The following is a 16,321-nucleotide window of genomic DNA, read 5'->3' as shown; positions in this document are numbered from 1 at the left end:
TTTTACAGACTGAAATTGTTGCGCTCAGTTTTTGCCGCCGCCCCTATCTTAAACTCAAGCTGACTCTTTGCTACTAGCGAAATTGGAAAGGACGCCCAATATCCGCGCGCATGCCTCGCCGTCGCCGTAAGGGTTGTGAGCAAAGCTCATAGCAGTGTAGGTCGCATCATCGGTAAGCAGTTGCGCCAGGTGCTCAGTGATCGAAGCCACGTCGGTGCCGACCAGCTTCACGGTGCCGGCCGCAACTGCTTCCGGGCGCTCCGTAGTGTCTCGCATTACCAGCACCGGCTTGCCCAGGGCAGGGGCTTCTTCCTGGATGCCGCCGGAGTCGGTCAGGATCAGGTACGAGCGGCTCATCAGGTAGACAAACGGCAGGTAGTCCAGTGGCTCGATCAGGTGAATGTTGCTGACGTCGGCCAACAGGCGGTTAACCGGTTCGCGCACGTTGGGGTTGAGGTGCACCGGGTAAACGATGTCCACGTCAGGGAACTGACGCGCGGTTTGTACCAAGGCCTGGCAAATGCGCTCGAAGCCGCCGCCGAAGTTTTCGCGGCGGTGACCGGTGACCAGCACCATGCGGCGTTGCGGGTTCAGGAAGCTGAACTGGGTTTCGAATTGGCTTTTCAGCTGAGGGCTTTCCAGCTTGCGTACCACCTCTAGCAGCGCGTCGATCACTGTGTTGCCGGTGGTATGGATGGTCGTGGCGTCGATCCCTTCCTTCAACAGGTTGTCCTCTGAAGTGGAGGTCGGCGCGAAATGCAGGGCGGCCAGGGCGCCGGTCAGGCGGCGGTTGCCTTCTTCAGGCCAGGGCGAATACAGGTTGCCTGTGCGCAGGCCGGCCTCTACGTGAGCAATAGGAATCTGCTGATAGTAGGCGGCCAGGCTGGTGGCTAAGGTTGTTGCGGTGTCGCCATGCACCAATACCACGTCGGGCTTGAACTCGGTCAGCACAGGCTTGAGACCCTGCAGGATAGCAGTGGTCACATCGGTCAGATCCTGCCCCTGCTTCATGATGTTCAGATCGTAGTCTGGGGTGATCTCGAACAGTTCAAGCACTTGGTCAAGCATCTGGCGATGCTGGCCGGTCACGCATACACGCGACTCGAAGCGGTCGTCATGGGCAAGTTTGAGAGCCAAGGGGGCCATTTTGATGGCCTCTGGGCGGGTGCCAAACACGGTAAGAGTCTTGAGTAACACGGCAACGTCTTCTATGCGATGGATTGAGTTGGATAGAGCAGGCGCAATGGGGCCAGAAACGAGATGCGCAGAGTGGAGCCCCTATGGTTGGATGGCAATTGGCTGGTAGCAGACGGGATACCGCGGTACCAGGCGCTGAATCTGATAAACCACTCGCCTCTATTCCGTCCTGAGCAGCGAGCCTTCCGGACCTCCAAATCTATCATCTGGCGATCGGAAAAACACCTCCAATGGCGTGCTCCCCCTGGTCGAGCTGAACGCAGATGATGCCTATAAAATCGATGTCAATGTGCGTTATCGATCAATTAAATCGTTTTTAAATGTGGCTGTGGTTTCCGTCGGCTCGTCATGGCTACCCGGTGATTCCGGGGATGGGCCATGTATAGGGAGGGCGCATCCAGTCACCAAGCTGCAGGACTACCTGTCAGGCAGGCGTGGATGCAAACAAGGCCGCAGAGCGACCGGAGGAGTAGGCGTGTAGACCGTGCCTGCGCGCCTATACACGCTTTTGTAGGAATGGGGTTCCTTGCCGCTAATGAAGGTACCACTCTCAAAGCGTGAGCGCCGTCTTACCACAACACTCCTGCAACATTCCCGTCTAGAATTGCGCCAGCTATTTTCTAACTGACACTCATTCGAGAAGCGTTCAACCCTATGACAATCCTGATAACTGGCGGCGCCGGCTTCATCGGTGCGAATTTCGTGCTGGATTGGGTAAGCCAGTCAGGCGAAACCATCGTCAACCTAGACAAACTGACCTACGCCGGCAACTTGCGGAGCTTGGCTAGCCTTGAGGGGAATCCGCAGCATGTCTTCGTGCATGGAGATATCGGCGATGGCCCGTTGGTGCAAAGGCTATTGGCAGAGCATCGCCCACGCGCTGTGCTCAATTTCGCCGCCGAGTCGCACGTCGACCGCTCAATTCATGGACCCCAGGCCTTCGTTGAAACCAATGTGGTGGGTACCTTTCAGTTGCTGGAAGCCGTGCGCAGCTATTGGCATGGCCTGGATACAGCGGAGCGGGAGGCGTTCCGTTTCCTGCATGTTTCGACCGACGAGGTTTATGGCTCGTTGAAAGCCGATGAGCCTGCGTTTACCGAGGACCATCAATACCAGCCAAACAGCCCGTACTCGGCGAGCAAGGCCGCCAGCGACCACCTGGTACGTTCCTATCACCACACCTATGGCGTGCCGGTCCTGACCACTAATTGCTCGAACAACTACGGGCCGCTGCATTTCCCCGAGAAACTGATCCCGCTGATGATCGTCAATGCCTTGGCTGGCAAGGCACTACCGGTGTATGGCGATGGCCAGCAGATTCGCGACTGGTTGTACGTCAAGGACCACTGCAGCGCCATCCGCCGTGTGCTGGAAGCAGGGCACGTGGGTGAAGTGTACAATGTTGGCGGCAGGAACGAGATGCCTAACCTAGGCATTGTCCATCGCATTTGCGAGCTGCTCGATGAACTTCGTCCTCGTGCTGACGGGCAGTCTTATGCCAGCCAGATCAGCCTCGTCACCGACCGCCCGGGCCACGACCGCCGTTATGCCATTGATGCCCACAAGATTGAGCGCGAGCTTGGTTGGAAGCCTGCCGAAACGTTCGAAACTGGTATTCGCAAGACCGTTACTTGGTATCTGGCTAACCAGGAATGGGTCAAAGGCGTCATGGACGGCAGCTATCGTGACTGGATCGCGCAGCAATATGGGGCTAATAAAGTTTGAAGATCTTGCTGTTGGGGAAAAATGGTCAAGTCGGTTGGGAGTTGCAGCGCGCCCTCGCGCCATTGGGCGAACTGATCGCTCTCGATCGCCAGGGCGAAAGCGGCCTGTGTGGCGATCTGACCAATCTCGAAGACCTGGGCGCTACAGTACGCTCGCTGGCTCCAGATGTAATCGTCAACGCGGCGGCCTACACGGCAGTGGACAAAGCCGAGAGCGAGCCTGCTCTGGCTGCCCGAATAAATGCCGAAGCGCCAGGCGTTCTGGCGCGTGAGGCTGCGAAGTTGGGCGCCTGGCTGATTCACTACTCTACAGACTATGTGTTCGATGGCAGTGGCCAGGCGCAGTGGCAAGAGGATGCCCCCAGCGCTCCGTTGTCTGTCTATGGCCGTACCAAGCGCGCGGGCGAACTGGCCATTCTAAGCAGCGGTGCCGCTGCCGTGGTGCTGCGTACCAGCTGGGTATATGCTGCGCGCGGGCAGAACTTTGCCAAGACCATGCTGCGCCTGGCAGCCGAGCGCGATGTACTCAGGGTTGTGGCGGACCAGTTTGGCGCCCCTACCGGTGCAGATCTGATCGCCGATGTCACCGCCCATATTTTGCATCGTCTCTTCAGTGCTCACGATGCAAGTCGCCTGGCAGGCACCTACCATCTCGCAGCAGCCGGTGAAACTAGCTGGCACGGCTATGCCCAGTTCGTATTGGCGCATGCCCGCAGTAGTGGGCTTGCCTTGAAGGTGTCAGCCGAGCAGCTGGTCGCTATCAGTACCGAGGACCACCCGCTGCCCGCGCTGCGCCCGCGCAATTCTCGGCTGGCATTGGCTAAACTCGAAGAGAACTTCAACCTCAAGATGCCGCCTTGGCAACAGGGTGTGCAACGCATGCTGGACGAAATCCAGCACTAGGAATTGTTATGGCACGTAAAGGACTCATTCTGGCGGGCGGCTCTGGCACCCGTCTGCACCCCGCCACGCTGTCCGTGTCCAAGCAGTTGTTGCCGGTATACGACAAGCCGATGATCTACTACCCGCTCAGTACGCTGCTACTGGCTGGCATTCGTGACATCCTGATCATCTCGACACCGCAGGACACACCGCGCTTCGAGCAATTGTTGGGGGATGGTAGCCGTTGGGGCATCAACCTCTCGTATGCTGTGCAGGCGAGCCCGGACGGGTTGGCCCAGGCGTTCATGATCGGGGCGAATTTTATCGGCAGCGCCGCGTCTGCCTTGGTACTGGGCGACAATATATTCTATGGCCATGACTTCCAGTCGCTGCTCTTTAATGCGGACCAGCAGCAGAGCGGGGCCTCTGTTTTCGCTTACCACGTCCAGGACCCTGAGCGCTACGGTGTCGCAGAGTTCGATGGCAAGGGTCGGGTATTGTCGATTGAAGAAAAGCCGAAAGCGCCCAAGTCCAACTATGCAGTCACGGGGCTTTATTTCTACGACAACCAAGTCGTGGACTTGGCCAAGCATTTGAAGCCGTCGGCACGCGGCGAGCTGGAGATTACCGACCTCAACAACCTGTACCTGCAACAGCAGCAACTCCAGGTGGAAATCATGGGGCGTGGTTATGCTTGGCTGGATACTGGTACCCACGACAGTCTGTTGGATGCCAGCCAGTACATCGCCACCTTGGAGCGACGCCAGGGCCTCAAGGTCGCCTGCCCTGAAGAGATTTGCTATCGCGCGGGCTGGATCAGCGCTGAACAGCTTGAACGCCTTGCCCAGCCGTTACTCAAGAATGGTTACGGGCAATATTTGAAGAACCTGCTTGAAGTGAAGGTATTTTGATGCAAGCTGTTTCATTGGCGATCCCTGAAGTTTTCCTGTTCAGCCCAAAGGTTTTCGGTGATGAGCGAGGCTTTTTCTATGAGAGCTTCAATCAGCGTGTTTTCAGCGACGCGACTGGCCTGCGGCCAGACTTCGTTCAAGACAACCATTCCCGTTCGGTGAAGGGCGTATTGCGTGGCCTACACTACCAGCTGCCGCCCCATGCCCAAGGCAAGTTGGTACGCGTGGTGCAGGGTGAAGTGTTTGATGTGGCCGTGGATATCCGCCGCAGTTCGCCCACCTTCGGTCGATGGGTGGGCGTGGTGTTGTCATCGGAAAACCATAACCAACTGTGGATTCCACCGGGCTTCGCCCACGGTTTCGTGACGCTGAGTGCGACTGCGGAATTTGTCTACAAGACTACCGACTTCTACGCGGCCCAGAGCGAGCGTTGCATTGCCTGGGATGACCCGCAGATTGCCATCGAGTGGCCGATAGACTTCGAGCCTACGCTGTCCGCCAAGGACAAGATTGGCAAGGCGCTGGGTCAGGCCGAGCTGTTTGAATTGACCCGAGGCTCTGTACGAAATCCCGAGAAACCCAATCGTCGCGCTTCCAGCGCTGAGATTTTGTAGAGTCACCCACCATCAACGGAAAGGAATTCTGTGATGGCAAAGCGTTACGAACTCTCGGACGAGGCCTGTGTTGTGGTCTCCGATCTCTTCATCGAAACCCATGGCCGAGGGCGGCCGCGACTGAGCGACCGCCTGATGCTCGACGGCGTGCTTTGGGTACTCTGCTCGGGTGCAGCGTGGCGAGATATGCCGGAGCGCTTCGGCCCATGGTCAACGGTGTATCAAATCTCTTTTCGTACAGAGCCTAGGGGTTGTTTGGCTGGGGGAGTGGCCATTGTTTTTGGGTTGGCGAAGTTGAGTCAGATGGTTGACTGATTTGGCCACCATTCGCCGCTGATGGTGGCTGTTTCGATAGTGGGTTTACCACTAGGGTTGATTGCACAGCCGAAGGAAAACGGCTGCTGGAAAATGAACAACTCAAGGAGTGCTCACCATGCGTTACAACGTTCTGTCGTACCTGCTGCTGCCACTGTTCGCCAGCCTGTCCTTTTCCCTTAGCGCCGCCGCGGCCAGCGCGATGGCAGTGCCCGAGCCGGTGCCGGTGGCAAGCCAACAGCAGTCCCAGCAGCCGCAGCGGCTGGGACTGAACACGGCTGACGCTCTGATCTTGTAGAAGGAGCTGAACGGCCTAGGGAAGGCCAAGGCCGAGGCCATCGTGGCCTACCGGGAGGTCAATGGGCCGTTTGCTTAGGTGGATGAGTTGTTGGAGATTAAGGGCATTGGTAATGCGTTGCTGGAGCGTAACCGGGACAAGGTGATGGTGGAGTAAGTGAGGGAGGAGGGTGAGCTGTGGTTTGGGGTTGCCTTCTGGAATCTGGGGCTACTTTGCAGCCATCGCGACACAAGGCCGCTCAACGACCGTGCAATTTAATCGAACACCGGCGGGGCCGGTACCTCCACCATGTTCCCTGATTCGTGGGCAAGCCCGCTCCAATGTATGGACTCGCCTACATTGTCTAGCTGCTTTTGAACATGATTACCCAGTTGCATCTATGTATCAGGCCTGTTCGAGGAAGCTGTTCGCTTCTGGCCAACATCGTGGTGAGCTCGCAGTGTGCCGATTATATTTAGGCCATAAGGCCCTGTAGGAGCGTAGGCATCGTGCTGCGACGGTTTTTACCAAGGGTCGATGTTCGCGAGCAGGGGTTGGAGCGCTAAGCGCCCCGGTGGCGTAGCTGTGTTGGTTGGGCATGATGATGAAGTAAGCGGGGAGTATATGCGACCGCTGGCGAAGCGGCTGGGCTCTGTCTGTTTCGCCACTATGGCTGTGGCGATGATAGGACCGACGTTACGATCGTGGTCAGTCGCTGCGCGACTGCATCGTCCCGGGCAGCGGCTTCGAGCCGTCCGCTTAGCACAGCAATGCGTTCGCCTAGATAGCGCCACTAGCAGCTCACGGAGCATATCTGGCAATGGCAGTGAAGCATTTTCAAGCACTCTCGGCACACGTTGGCTGATTGCTGCATCACCTTTTGGGCCAAGGTTATACCGTGCTCAAGCAGCAGGCCGCGTATCTGGTTGCCTAGGGCAGTATGCCGCTTGATGTTGCCTCACCGCACACGATGAAGGGCCTGGATTGCCAGCGACAAAGTGCTTTGGATCGGCACCGAAGCGATGCTGATATCACGGCTTGCGCGAAGAGTGGCATGGGCGTCGTTTCGATCGTTCTTGGCCTCGCTGCGATGCACGGCCACTCGCTGCGGTGGCAGAATTATTACCGCATTACCCTGGGCCTGCAGGAGCGGAGGGTGTCAGAAATTTTGTGTTCGGGCATAACATGAGTAAGAGGTGCATGTATGCCAACCAAAAAGAAACCCCTGCGTGACCTGCCCAAAATCCCCAAAGAGCTGCTGGAGCAGTTCGGTGAGGGCCTGATGTCCGCAGAAGCTATCGAGGATGCCTCTGCGGCGTTCAAGAAGGCCTTGATCGAGCGCGCCTTGAGTGCCGAACTCGGCCACCACCTGGGCTATCCTCCGGGCGCGCAGCGCCCGGAGGATGAAACCAATCAGCGTAACGGCAAGAGTGGCAAGACGGTTTTGACCGGCGATGGCCCGCTGCGGCTGGAAATCCCTCGCGATCGAGACGGCAGTTTTTCGCCCATTCTGATCCCCAAGCCTATGCCCGTGGAATGACGGTTAGAGAGATCCGGGCATTTTTGTCCGAGCAGTACGGCACAGATGTTTCACCTGACGTCATCAGCTCTGTGACAGACGAGGTCATGGAAGAAATTGGCGCGTGGCAACAGCAGCCGCTGGAACCTATGTACCCGGTCATTTTCTTTGATGCGCTGCGAGTGAAAATCCGCGAAGAAGGTTTGGTGCGCAACAAGGCCATTTACCTGGCGCTAGGCGTTCTACCCGACGGGACACGCGATATCTTAGGCATATGGATCGAGAACACCGAAGGTGCGAAGTTCTGGATGAAGGTGTTCAACGACCTCAAAAAGCGTGGTGTCGAAGATGTGTTGATTGCCGTGACTGACGGCCTCAAAGGCATGCCAGAGGCCCTCAGCGCAGTGTTTCCAGAAACAACATTGCAGACGTGCATCGTACACCTGATCCGCAACAGCCTGGATTACGCGTCCTGGGATAAGCGTCGGGAACTGGCCAAGGCCCTCAAGCCGATCTACCAGGCCATCAACGCCGAAGCGGCTGAGCAGGCACTCGATGAGTTCGAAAACGGGCCGTGGGGCGAGAAATATCCAACGGTGGTAGCTGCTTGGAGACGCGCCTGGGATCGAGTGATTCCATTCTTTGTCTTCCCGCCCGCCATACGGAAAGTGATCTACACCACCAACGCCATCGAGAACATCAATGCTCAGTTACGCAAGATCATCAAGACTCGTGATCACTTCCCGACCGACGACGCGGCCACCAAGCTGATCTGGCTGGGGCTGCGAAACATCACAGCAAACTGGGGCTCGGCGGCGCATGATTAGAAAAGTGCCATGAATCAATTCGCGATTTTGTACGGAGACCGGTTCATCAGGCCGACCTGGTGAAAATCAGGGCCTGCCTGACGGCAGGCCGTTACCGGCCCGCACACAAAATATCTGACACTCCCTGTTTCGACGTATGCTTTTCATAGTCTCGCCCTTGCTGCCGTTGGCTTCTTGAACTCCACCGTGGCACTGTGATGTCTCGGCGGGGGCGAGTCTATTTAATTACAGAATCATGCGATCGACGCTCCTCGATGTAAGAGCGCGCTTGCCCGCGAACCCAACGGGCCACTCAATTGCAATGTGACCCACCCAACCCCCCAGGGTTTTCCCTCCCCCCCCAACCCGCGTATCATCCGCTCATACAAATCTGAAAAATCCCACGCCGGCCCCGGACCAAAAGTCTTGCGCCCCCTGCGTGCACAGTTGCTTCAGATACCCAGACAATCATCAGTGACGTACAACGACCGGCCAGCTTCATGGCCAGGCCAGGCATGCCGGCTGTCCGACGGATGGGACGGTGCCCGATGAGATTTGAAGGAATAGGTTTTGATCAAGCGTAGAAAGGTTGCAATCGTTGGCAGTGCGTACCGCTTCCCCGGCTCTTCCAATGCCGGCTTCTGGCAAAACCTGATGGAAGGCCGCGACTTGGTGACCCAGGTCGACCCGTCGCGTTGGGACAAACGCCAGTTCCAGCATCCGGACAAGGCCAGCCCTGCAACCAGCTATACCTTCGCCTCCGGCACACTGGGCGATATCAGCGCGTTCGACGCCGGCTTCTTCAGCATCTCGCCGCGCGAAGCGGCAATGATGGACCCGCAGCAGCGCATACTGCTGGAAATGTGCTGGGAAACCTTCGAAAACGCCGGCATCAAGCCGTCCAGCGTGCGTGGCAGCAACTGTGGCGTGTATCTGGGCATTGCCAGTGTCGAGCAGTCCTACCGGTTGCTCGAAGACCTGCCGTCCATCGACGGTGCCACGGCCACCGGTAACACCATGAGCATTGCGGCCAACCGCCTGTCGTTTTTCTTCGACCTGCGCGGGCCAAGCATGGCCATCGACACGGCCTGTTCATCGTCGCTGGTAGCGTTCCACCAGGCCTGCCAGGCCATCCTCAGCGGGGACGTAGACCAGGCGGTGACCGGCGGCATAAGCCTGCACATGCACCCGTTCGGTTTCATGATTTTCGCCAAGGCGACCATGCTGTCACGCACCGGTCGCTGCCAGTCTTTCGACGAAAACGGCGACGGTTATGCCCGGTCGGAAGGCGGCGGGCTATTCCTGCTCAAGGACTACGACCAGGCCGTGGCCGACGGCAACACCATCCTTGCAGTGGTGGCGGCCAGTGCGGTGAACACCGACGGGCGCAAGTCCAGCCTGACCCTGCCCAATGCCGAGGCCCAGGCTGCCTTGCTAAAGCGCGCCTACGCCCTGGCCGGCATCGCCCCTGAGCAGCTGGACTACCTGGAAGCGCACGGCACCGGTACTGCCGTGGGTGACCCGATCGAAACCCGCGCCATCGGCGAGGCACTGGGCCAGGCGCGGGGCGCCGGCAACCCGCTGCCGATCGGTTCGGTGAAGAGCAACCTTGGCCACCTGGAGGCAGCCTCCGGCGTGGCAGGCCTGGTGAAGGCGCTGAATTGCCTGAGCGAGCGCACCGTGCCCGCCACTATCGGCGTGCAGGCACTGAACCCGAACATCGCCTTTGCCGACCTCAACCTGCAGGTGGTCACCGAGCCGTTGCCGCTGAAGGCTGAGGGGCAGCTGACCGTAGGCGTGAACTCGTTCGGCTTTGGCGGGGCCAACGCCCACGTCATCCTGCAAAGCACCGAGCCGCAGGCGCCTGTTGCGCCAGTGGCCAATGCCCGGCGCGTGCCGTTGCTGCTCAGCGCCAAGAGCGAAGAAGGCCTGCGCGCAACTGCCGAACGCTTTGCTGCCTACCTGGCCGCGAACCCGCAGGCTGACTATTACGATGTCGCCTACCAGGCCATGTACCGCCGCGATGCGCACAGCCACCGCCTGCTGCTGATCAGTGACAATGCCGCCGAAGCCGCCCAAGCGCTGGACGACTATGCCCAGGACCCAACCCTCAGTGAGCTGAGCGCGGTGCTGGAGGCCGGCCAGGCGCTGGATGTCGCCTCGGCACCGGTGTTTGTCTATTCCGGAAACGGTTCGCAGTGGCAGGGCATGGGCCGGGCAATGCTCGACCAGCCGCTGTTCGCCGCCGCAGTAGATGAAGTGGACGCCCTGTTCCAGCCGCTGGCCGGCTACTCGCTGCGCGCCGAACTGCTGGGTGACAACGGTGAAGGCCGCTATGCCCGTACCGAAATTGCCCAGCCAGCGCTGTTTGCCCTACAAGTGGCCGTGACCAAGGTCCTGGCTGCCGAAGGCATTCAGCCGGTGGCGGTGATCGGCCACAGTGTGGGCGAAGTGGCCGCCGCCTGGGCCAGCGGTGCGCTGAGCCTGGAAGACGCTACCCAGGTCATTTACCACCGCAGCCGCCTGCAAGGCCTGACCCGTGGTATCGGGCAGATGACGGCGGTCGGCCTTTCGGGTGAGGCTACGGCGCAACTGATTGGCGAACTGAAACTGGAAGGCCGCCTGGTAGTGGCCGGGGAAAACAGCGCCCGCGGCGCTACCGTGGCCGGTGAGGTCGATGCCCTGGCGTTGCTGGAAGAGGCCTTGGGCGAGCGCCAGATGTTCGCCCGCCGCCTGGACCTGGACTACGCCTTCCACTCGCCGGCCATGAACCCCATCGAGCAGGCGGTCATCGCCGACCTCGCGCACATTCGCCCGCGAGCCACGCACATCCCGTTCTACTCCACTGTGGTCGGTGGCCAACTGGACGGAGAGCGCCTGGACAGCCAGTACTGGTGGCAGAACATCCGCTTCCCGGTGCTGTTCCAGGGCGCCTTGGCAGCGCTGATGCGCACCGGCCTGAACCTGTTCGTCGAAGTCGGCCCGCATGCGATCCTGCGCAGCTACGTCACCGACGTGCTGGCCGAGTGCGAGCAGCCGGGGCGGGTGATTGCCACCCTCCAGCGCAACGACCACAGCCCGCTGCTGTTGGAGCGTACCGTCGCCCGCCTGCAGATTGCCGCTGTCGAGCCACAGTGGCAGGCACGCTTCCCCGTGGCAGGGCGCCCGCTGCGCCTGCCCAACTATGCCTGGCAGCATGACCACTTCAGCTTGCCGGTGAGTGCCGAGGCCAATGGCGCGCTTAGCCATGAGCGTGTGCACCCGCTGCTTGGCTACCCGTTACCGGACCGCGCACTGACCTGGGAAAACCGCCTGGATACCCAGCAGTACCCGACCCTGGCCGACCACAAGGTCGGCGAGTCGGTATTGTTCCCGGGGGCAGGCTTTACCGAATTGGCCCTGGCCGTGGCGCAACTTCACCAGCCGGGCGAATTTGTTGATATCGAAGAGCTGGAGATCCACAACCCGCTGCTGTTGAGCGCCGACAACAGCAAGAAAGTGCGTGTACAGGTGGAAGAGGCTGACGGTACCTTGCGCATCAGCTCGCGCACGCTGATGCACCGCGAAGACTGGGTGCAGCACGTGGTCGCCCGCCTGCCGGGCGAAGCCCGCGGTGTGCTGCTGGATGCCCGGGCCCCGGCACTGCCGGCGCGCCCGGCAGACTTTACCGGCGAGCAGCACCTGGCGATGACCCGCGCGGTGGGCCTGAACTACGGCCCGGCCTACCAGACAGTAGCCGCCGCCTGGGTAGCGCAAGGGCAGGTGCTGGCCCAGCTGGCCGTGCCGGCTGTCATCGAACATGAGCTGGCCGGCCTGCACCTGCACCCGGCCCTGCTGGACGGTGCCTTCCAGCTGATTACCGAATTGCTGGCCAGCCGCCCTGGCCGCAACGACGGCCTGGCCTTCATCCCGGTCAAGCTGGGCCGCATAGCCTTCACCAACGCCGGTGGCGTGCCGGTGCTGGCCGAGGTGCGCCAGCGCAAGCGCACCGCGCATTCGCTGCTGGTCGACTTCACCCTGTTCGACGCCAGCGGCGCTGCCGTGCTGGCAATCAAGGACGCGCGCATGCGTGCCGTACGCCTGCAGTACGACCGCAGCGGCGATATCAAGCGCATGGGCCATGTGGGCCTGGCGGCGCCGGGCAAGGTGGTGCCGCTACAGCGCCAGGCGGTGGCGCGCACGCCGCTGGCCGAAGCCCTGCAGCGCCTGGCCGGTGAGCCGGCGCAGCTGCGTTACCTGAATGAAGTGGAACCGCTGCTGGACGTGCTGTGCAGCAGCTTTGTGCTGGACGCTGTGGAGCAGGCCGGCGGCCGCCTGAGCGCCGAGCAGGTGGCGCTGTGGTCGCAGGCCCAGGGCGACTTCCTGGCAGCCTTGCTGCGCCATGCCGAGCAGGACGGTAGCCTGCTGCGCAGTGCCGACGGTGGCTGGCAACTGGCCGACCTGAGCGAGCGCCCAACGTCGGAAGCCATCTGGCAAGAGCTTTTCCAGAGTTACCCCGAATACTTCCAGATCATCCATACGGTGGGCCGTATCGGCCGCCACCTGCCGGCCTTGCTCGATGGCAGCGTGCTGTTCGACAGCCTGCAACCACGGGAAACCAGCGCCGCCAACCTGGCGCGCCTGGTGCTGGGCGCGGTGGGGCAGCAGCAGGTGCTGAGCGGCATCGGCCAGACCTTGGCCGAGCGCATGGCGCAACTGCCGGCTGGCCAGCGCCTGCGGGTGCTGGAAATCGGCTTTGGCGGTGCCTCGTTTGCCGAACTGCTGTACGCAGGCCTGGATTTCGACCGCCTCGACTACACCTATTGCGTTGCCGAGCCTGAGCTTGAGCAGCGCCTGCGGGACGATTGCCCGGCGCTGGAGGTGCTTGGCCTTGAGCAACTGGCCGAAGCCGGCAGTTTCGATTGGGTGCTGGTGCCTACCGACCTGGGCGCACTGGGAGCGGTGGGCGATGCCCTGCGCCTGGCCTGTGCCCAACTCAACCCGCATGGCCAACTGGCACTGCTGGGCCAGTACCCGGCCCGCTGGGTCGACTTCGTCTTCGGTGCCCAGCCCGAGTGGTGGCTGGCCGGCCCGCAGCAGGCGTTGTCGCGCCAGCAGGCCCCGGCGTTCTGGAAACATGAATTGCAGCGCCACGGCCTGACGGCGCTGCCCACGCTGGAGGCGTTGCCGGGCAGCGCCTGCGGCAGCTACCTGTTGCTGGCCGACAAGCCGGATGTGGCCGCGGCCGCGCCAAGCGTGGCCGTGCAGCGCTGGGCAGTGCTGAGCGAAGCCGGGCAGGGCGCGGCCCTGGGCCTGGCCGAGCAACTGCGCGCCCACGGCCAGCATGTCGACCTGCTGCTGCCGGGTGACGCCCAGGCGCTGGCTGCCCAGTTGGGCGCCTTGGCCCAGGCCCCGGAGCATGTGCTGCACCTGGCCGGTTTCGACAGCGGCACCGGCCTGGATGGCCAGGCCGAGCGCTGCATGCTGGCGGCCGCGTTGGTACAGGCCTGTGAGTCGCTGGCCATCGCCCCGCAGTGCTGGTTGTTCAGCCGCGGTGCTGCCGCGCACCTGTACAGCGGCAACAGCGCTGCAGACGTGGCGGGCATTGCCGATGCCGCGTTCTGGGGCTTCGGCCGTACCCTGGCCAACGAATCACCGAACTGCCGCATTCGCCTGCTCGACCTGGCGCAGGTAGCGCCGATCGAACTGGCGTTGCCAGCGCTGCTGCAGGCCGACCACGAAACCGAGCTGGCCCTGGACTCCGAAGGCCGTCGCTATGTGCCACGCCTGCGGGTACTGGCCGACCAGCCGCGCCCCAGCGGCAGCGAAGCGCAGTGGGTATGCCTGGGCTTCGACCTGCCTGGCCAGCTGCGCAATCTGCGCTGGGAAGTGCGCGAGCCGCGCCAGCCAGCGGCAGACGAGCTGGATATCGCCGTGCGCGCCACCGGCCTCAATTTCCGCGACGTGATGTTCGCCCTTGGCCTGCTGTCGGACGAAGCCATCGAGAACGGATTCTCCGGCCCCACCCTGGGCTTCGAATTTGCCGGTGTGGTGGAAGGCAAGGGGGCCGACGTGGTCGGCGACTTTGCCCCGGGTGACCGGGTGGTGGGCTTTGGCCCATGCAGCTTCGCCAACCGCCTGGTAACCAACGCCAACGCCGTGGCGCGTATTCCTGAAGGCATGTCGTTCGAGGCCGCGGCGACCATTCCAAGTACCTTCTTTACCGTGTACTACGCGCTGCATCACCTGGCGCGCCTGGAGCCGGGCGAGAAGGTGCTGATCCACGGCGCTGCCGGTGGCGTGGGCATTGCCGCCATCCAGATTGCCAAGTGGCTGGGTGCGGAAATCCATGCCACCGCTGGCAGCGACGAGAAGCGCGACTTCCTGCGCCTGCTGGGTGTAAACAACATCTACGACTCGCGGTCGCTGGCCTATGCCGACCAGGTGCTGGCGGCTACCGGCGGGCGTGGCGTGGACGTGGTGCTCAACTCGCTGGCCGGTGAGGCCATCAATCGCAACTTCCAGGTGCTCAAGCCGTTTGGCCGCTTCCTCGAGTTGGGCAAGCGCGACTTCTACCAGAACACGCGCATCGGCCTGCGCCCGTTCCGCAACAACATCAGCTATTTCGGTATCGATGCCGACCAGCTGATGAGCGAACGCCCAACGCTTACCCGCCGGCTGTTCGCAGAAATGATGGAGCTGTTCGCCAAAGGCATCCTGCACCCGCTGCCGTTCCGTGAATTCGACGCCAACCAGGTGGTCGAGGCCTACCGCTACATGCAGCAGGCGCGCCAGATCGGGAAAGTAGTGGTGACCTACGCCAACCCCATCCACCGGACCACCGACACCCGTGCGCAGCCGGCGCGGGCCTTGAAACTGGCCGCCGATGCCAGCTACCTGGTCACTGGTGGCCTGGGCGGTTTTGGCCTGCGTACGGCGCAATGGCTGGTCGACAAAGGTGCCCGTCACCTGGTGCTGCTGGGCCGTCGTGGCCCGGCCAGTGCCGAAGCCCAGCCACAGTTGGCGCTGTGGCAGGCCCAGGGCATCGACGTGGAGGCAGTGGCCTGCGACATCACCGACCGCGAACAACTGCAGGGCGTGTTCGAGCGCATCGCCGCCAGCCCATGGCCACTGCGTGGCCTGGTGCATGCGGCGACGGTGATCGACGACAGCCTGATCCGCAACCTTGAGGCGGACCAGCTGCGCCGCGTGCTGGAGCCCAAGGCCAAGGGGGCGCAATACCTGCATGAACTGTCTCACGGCCTGGCGCTGGACTTCTTCGTGATGTTCTCCTCGGCCACCACCCTCTTCGGCAACCCTGGCCAGGCCAACTATGTGGCCGCCAACCACTGGCTCGAAGCCCTTGCGCGGCACCGTCGTGCCCAGGGCCAGGCGGCCACGGCCGTGCTGTGGGGCGCCATCGACGATGTCGGCTTCCTGGCACGTAATAGCCAGATCAAGGATGCCCTGCAAAGCCGAATGGGCGGCGCCGCATTGCGCGCCGACGTCGCCCTGGCCCAGCTCGAGGCCATGCTGCTGGACGATGACAACGGCCATGGCGTGCTGGAACTGGACTTCAAGGCGCTGGCGCGCTTCCTGCCGAGTGCCGGCACGCCACGCTTTATGGAACTGGCCCGCGCCTATGGCGGTGACCAGGAAGACGAAGGCAGCAGCGACGACATCCAGCGCATGCTGGCAGAGCTTGACGATGCCGAGTTGCTCGAGCGCTTCGCCGAAATGCTCAAGCATGAGGTGTGCGAGATTCTGCGCCTGCCGCCGGCCCGCCTGGATGCCCAGCGGCCGCTGCAGGAGCTGGGGCTCGACTCGTTGATGAGCGTTGAGCTGGTGGTGGCGCTGGAGGAGCGTTTTGGTATTCGCCTGCCGGTGATGGAACTGAGCGATAGCTCCAGCATCGACAAGCTTGCCGTGCGCCTGCTGGAGTCGTTGCGTGGTGAGGCAGGCAGCAGCGAAGAGCAGCTGGCGCAGAATGTGCTTGCCCGCCATGGCAGCGAGCACAGCGCCGAAGAGTTGGCGCAGATGGCCGCGGCCTTGGCCGACAGCAGCGCGGCACCTAACCGATTGATTGATTAAGAGCGC

6 protein-coding genes and 4 pseudogenes are annotated in these 16,321 nt (G+C 61.7%); 8 read left to right on the top strand and 2 right to left on the bottom strand.

What is annotated here, in order from left to right; all coding sequences use genetic code 11:
* Window positions 1-54: 54 nt before the first annotated feature.
* Window positions 55-1,197, bottom strand: a complete 1,143-nt coding sequence (gene wecB / locus ACLCGK_RS10825; protein ID WP_103443884.1) for a non-hydrolyzing UDP-N-acetylglucosamine 2-epimerase — start codon at window positions 1,195-1,197, stop codon at window positions 55-57.
* A gap of 654 nt (window positions 1,198-1,851) precedes the next feature.
* Between wecB and rfbB the strand changes: the two genes are divergently transcribed.
* From rfbB to ACLCGK_RS10795, 6 genes and pseudogenes are all read left to right on the top strand, one after another.
* Window positions 1,852-2,922: a dTDP-glucose 4,6-dehydratase gene (gene rfbB, locus ACLCGK_RS10820; protein WP_103443883.1), complete on the top strand. Its 1,071-nt coding sequence runs from the start codon at window positions 1,852-1,854 to the stop codon at window positions 2,920-2,922.
* Window positions 2,919-3,824, top strand: a complete 906-nt coding sequence (gene rfbD / locus ACLCGK_RS10815) for a dTDP-4-dehydrorhamnose reductase (RefSeq protein ID WP_103443882.1) — start codon at window positions 2,919-2,921, stop codon at window positions 3,822-3,824. The genes rfbB and rfbD overlap by 4 nt, the downstream gene beginning before the upstream one ends.
* A gap of 8 nt (window positions 3,825-3,832) precedes the next feature.
* Window positions 3,833-4,714: a glucose-1-phosphate thymidylyltransferase RfbA gene (gene rfbA, locus ACLCGK_RS10810; RefSeq protein ID WP_103443881.1), complete on the top strand. Its 882-nt coding sequence runs from the start codon at window positions 3,833-3,835 to the stop codon at window positions 4,712-4,714.
* Window positions 4,714-5,328, top strand: a complete 615-nt coding sequence (rfbC, locus tag ACLCGK_RS10805) for a dTDP-4-dehydrorhamnose 3,5-epimerase (protein ID WP_103443880.1) — start codon at window positions 4,714-4,716, stop codon at window positions 5,326-5,328. Before rfbA ends, rfbC begins: the two co-directional genes overlap by 1 nt.
* A 33-nt stretch (window positions 5,329-5,361) precedes the next feature.
* A pseudogene (locus ACLCGK_RS10800) lies at window positions 5,362-5,553 on the top strand (transposase); the annotation flags it as partial.
* Window positions 5,554-5,761: 208 nt separating this feature from the next.
* Window positions 5,762-6,097: pseudogene (locus tag ACLCGK_RS10795) on the top strand (ComEA family DNA-binding protein).
* Between the two features lie 405 nt (window positions 6,098-6,502).
* Here the strand turns inward: ACLCGK_RS10795 and ACLCGK_RS10790 are convergent.
* Window positions 6,503-7,070: pseudogene (locus tag ACLCGK_RS10790) on the bottom strand (IS110 family transposase); the annotation flags it as partial.
* Between the two features lie 54 nt (window positions 7,071-7,124).
* Between ACLCGK_RS10790 and ACLCGK_RS10785 the strand changes: the two are divergent.
* Together ACLCGK_RS10785 and ACLCGK_RS10780 are read left to right on the top strand one after the other, a co-directional pair.
* Window positions 7,125-8,329: pseudogene (locus tag ACLCGK_RS10785) on the top strand (IS256 family transposase).
* 486 nt (window positions 8,330-8,815) lie between these two features.
* Window positions 8,816-16,315: an SDR family NAD(P)-dependent oxidoreductase gene (locus tag ACLCGK_RS10780; protein WP_410951986.1), complete on the top strand. Its 7,500-nt coding sequence runs from the start codon at window positions 8,816-8,818 to the stop codon at window positions 16,313-16,315.
* The last annotated feature ends 6 nt before the right edge of the window (window positions 16,316-16,321 follow it).

This window comes from Pseudomonas sp. S1(2024) (genome assembly GCF_046557535.1).
The sequence above is the reverse complement of the archived record's forward strand: the minus strand, read 5'-3'. Positions and strand labels throughout refer to the sequence as shown.

What these genes read in the sequence shown, in the direction of transcription:
- rfbB (WP_103443883.1), top strand. Translation starts at nt 1,852, where the DNA reads ATGACAATCCTGATAACTGGCGGCGCCGGCTTCATCGGTGCGAATTTC.
- rfbA (WP_103443881.1), top strand. Translation starts at nt 3,833, where the DNA reads ATGGCACGTAAAGGACTCATTCTGGCGGGCGGCTCTGGCACCCGTCTG.
- rfbC (WP_103443880.1), top strand. Translation starts at nt 4,714, where the DNA reads ATGCAAGCTGTTTCATTGGCGATCCCTGAAGTTTTCCTGTTCAGCCCA.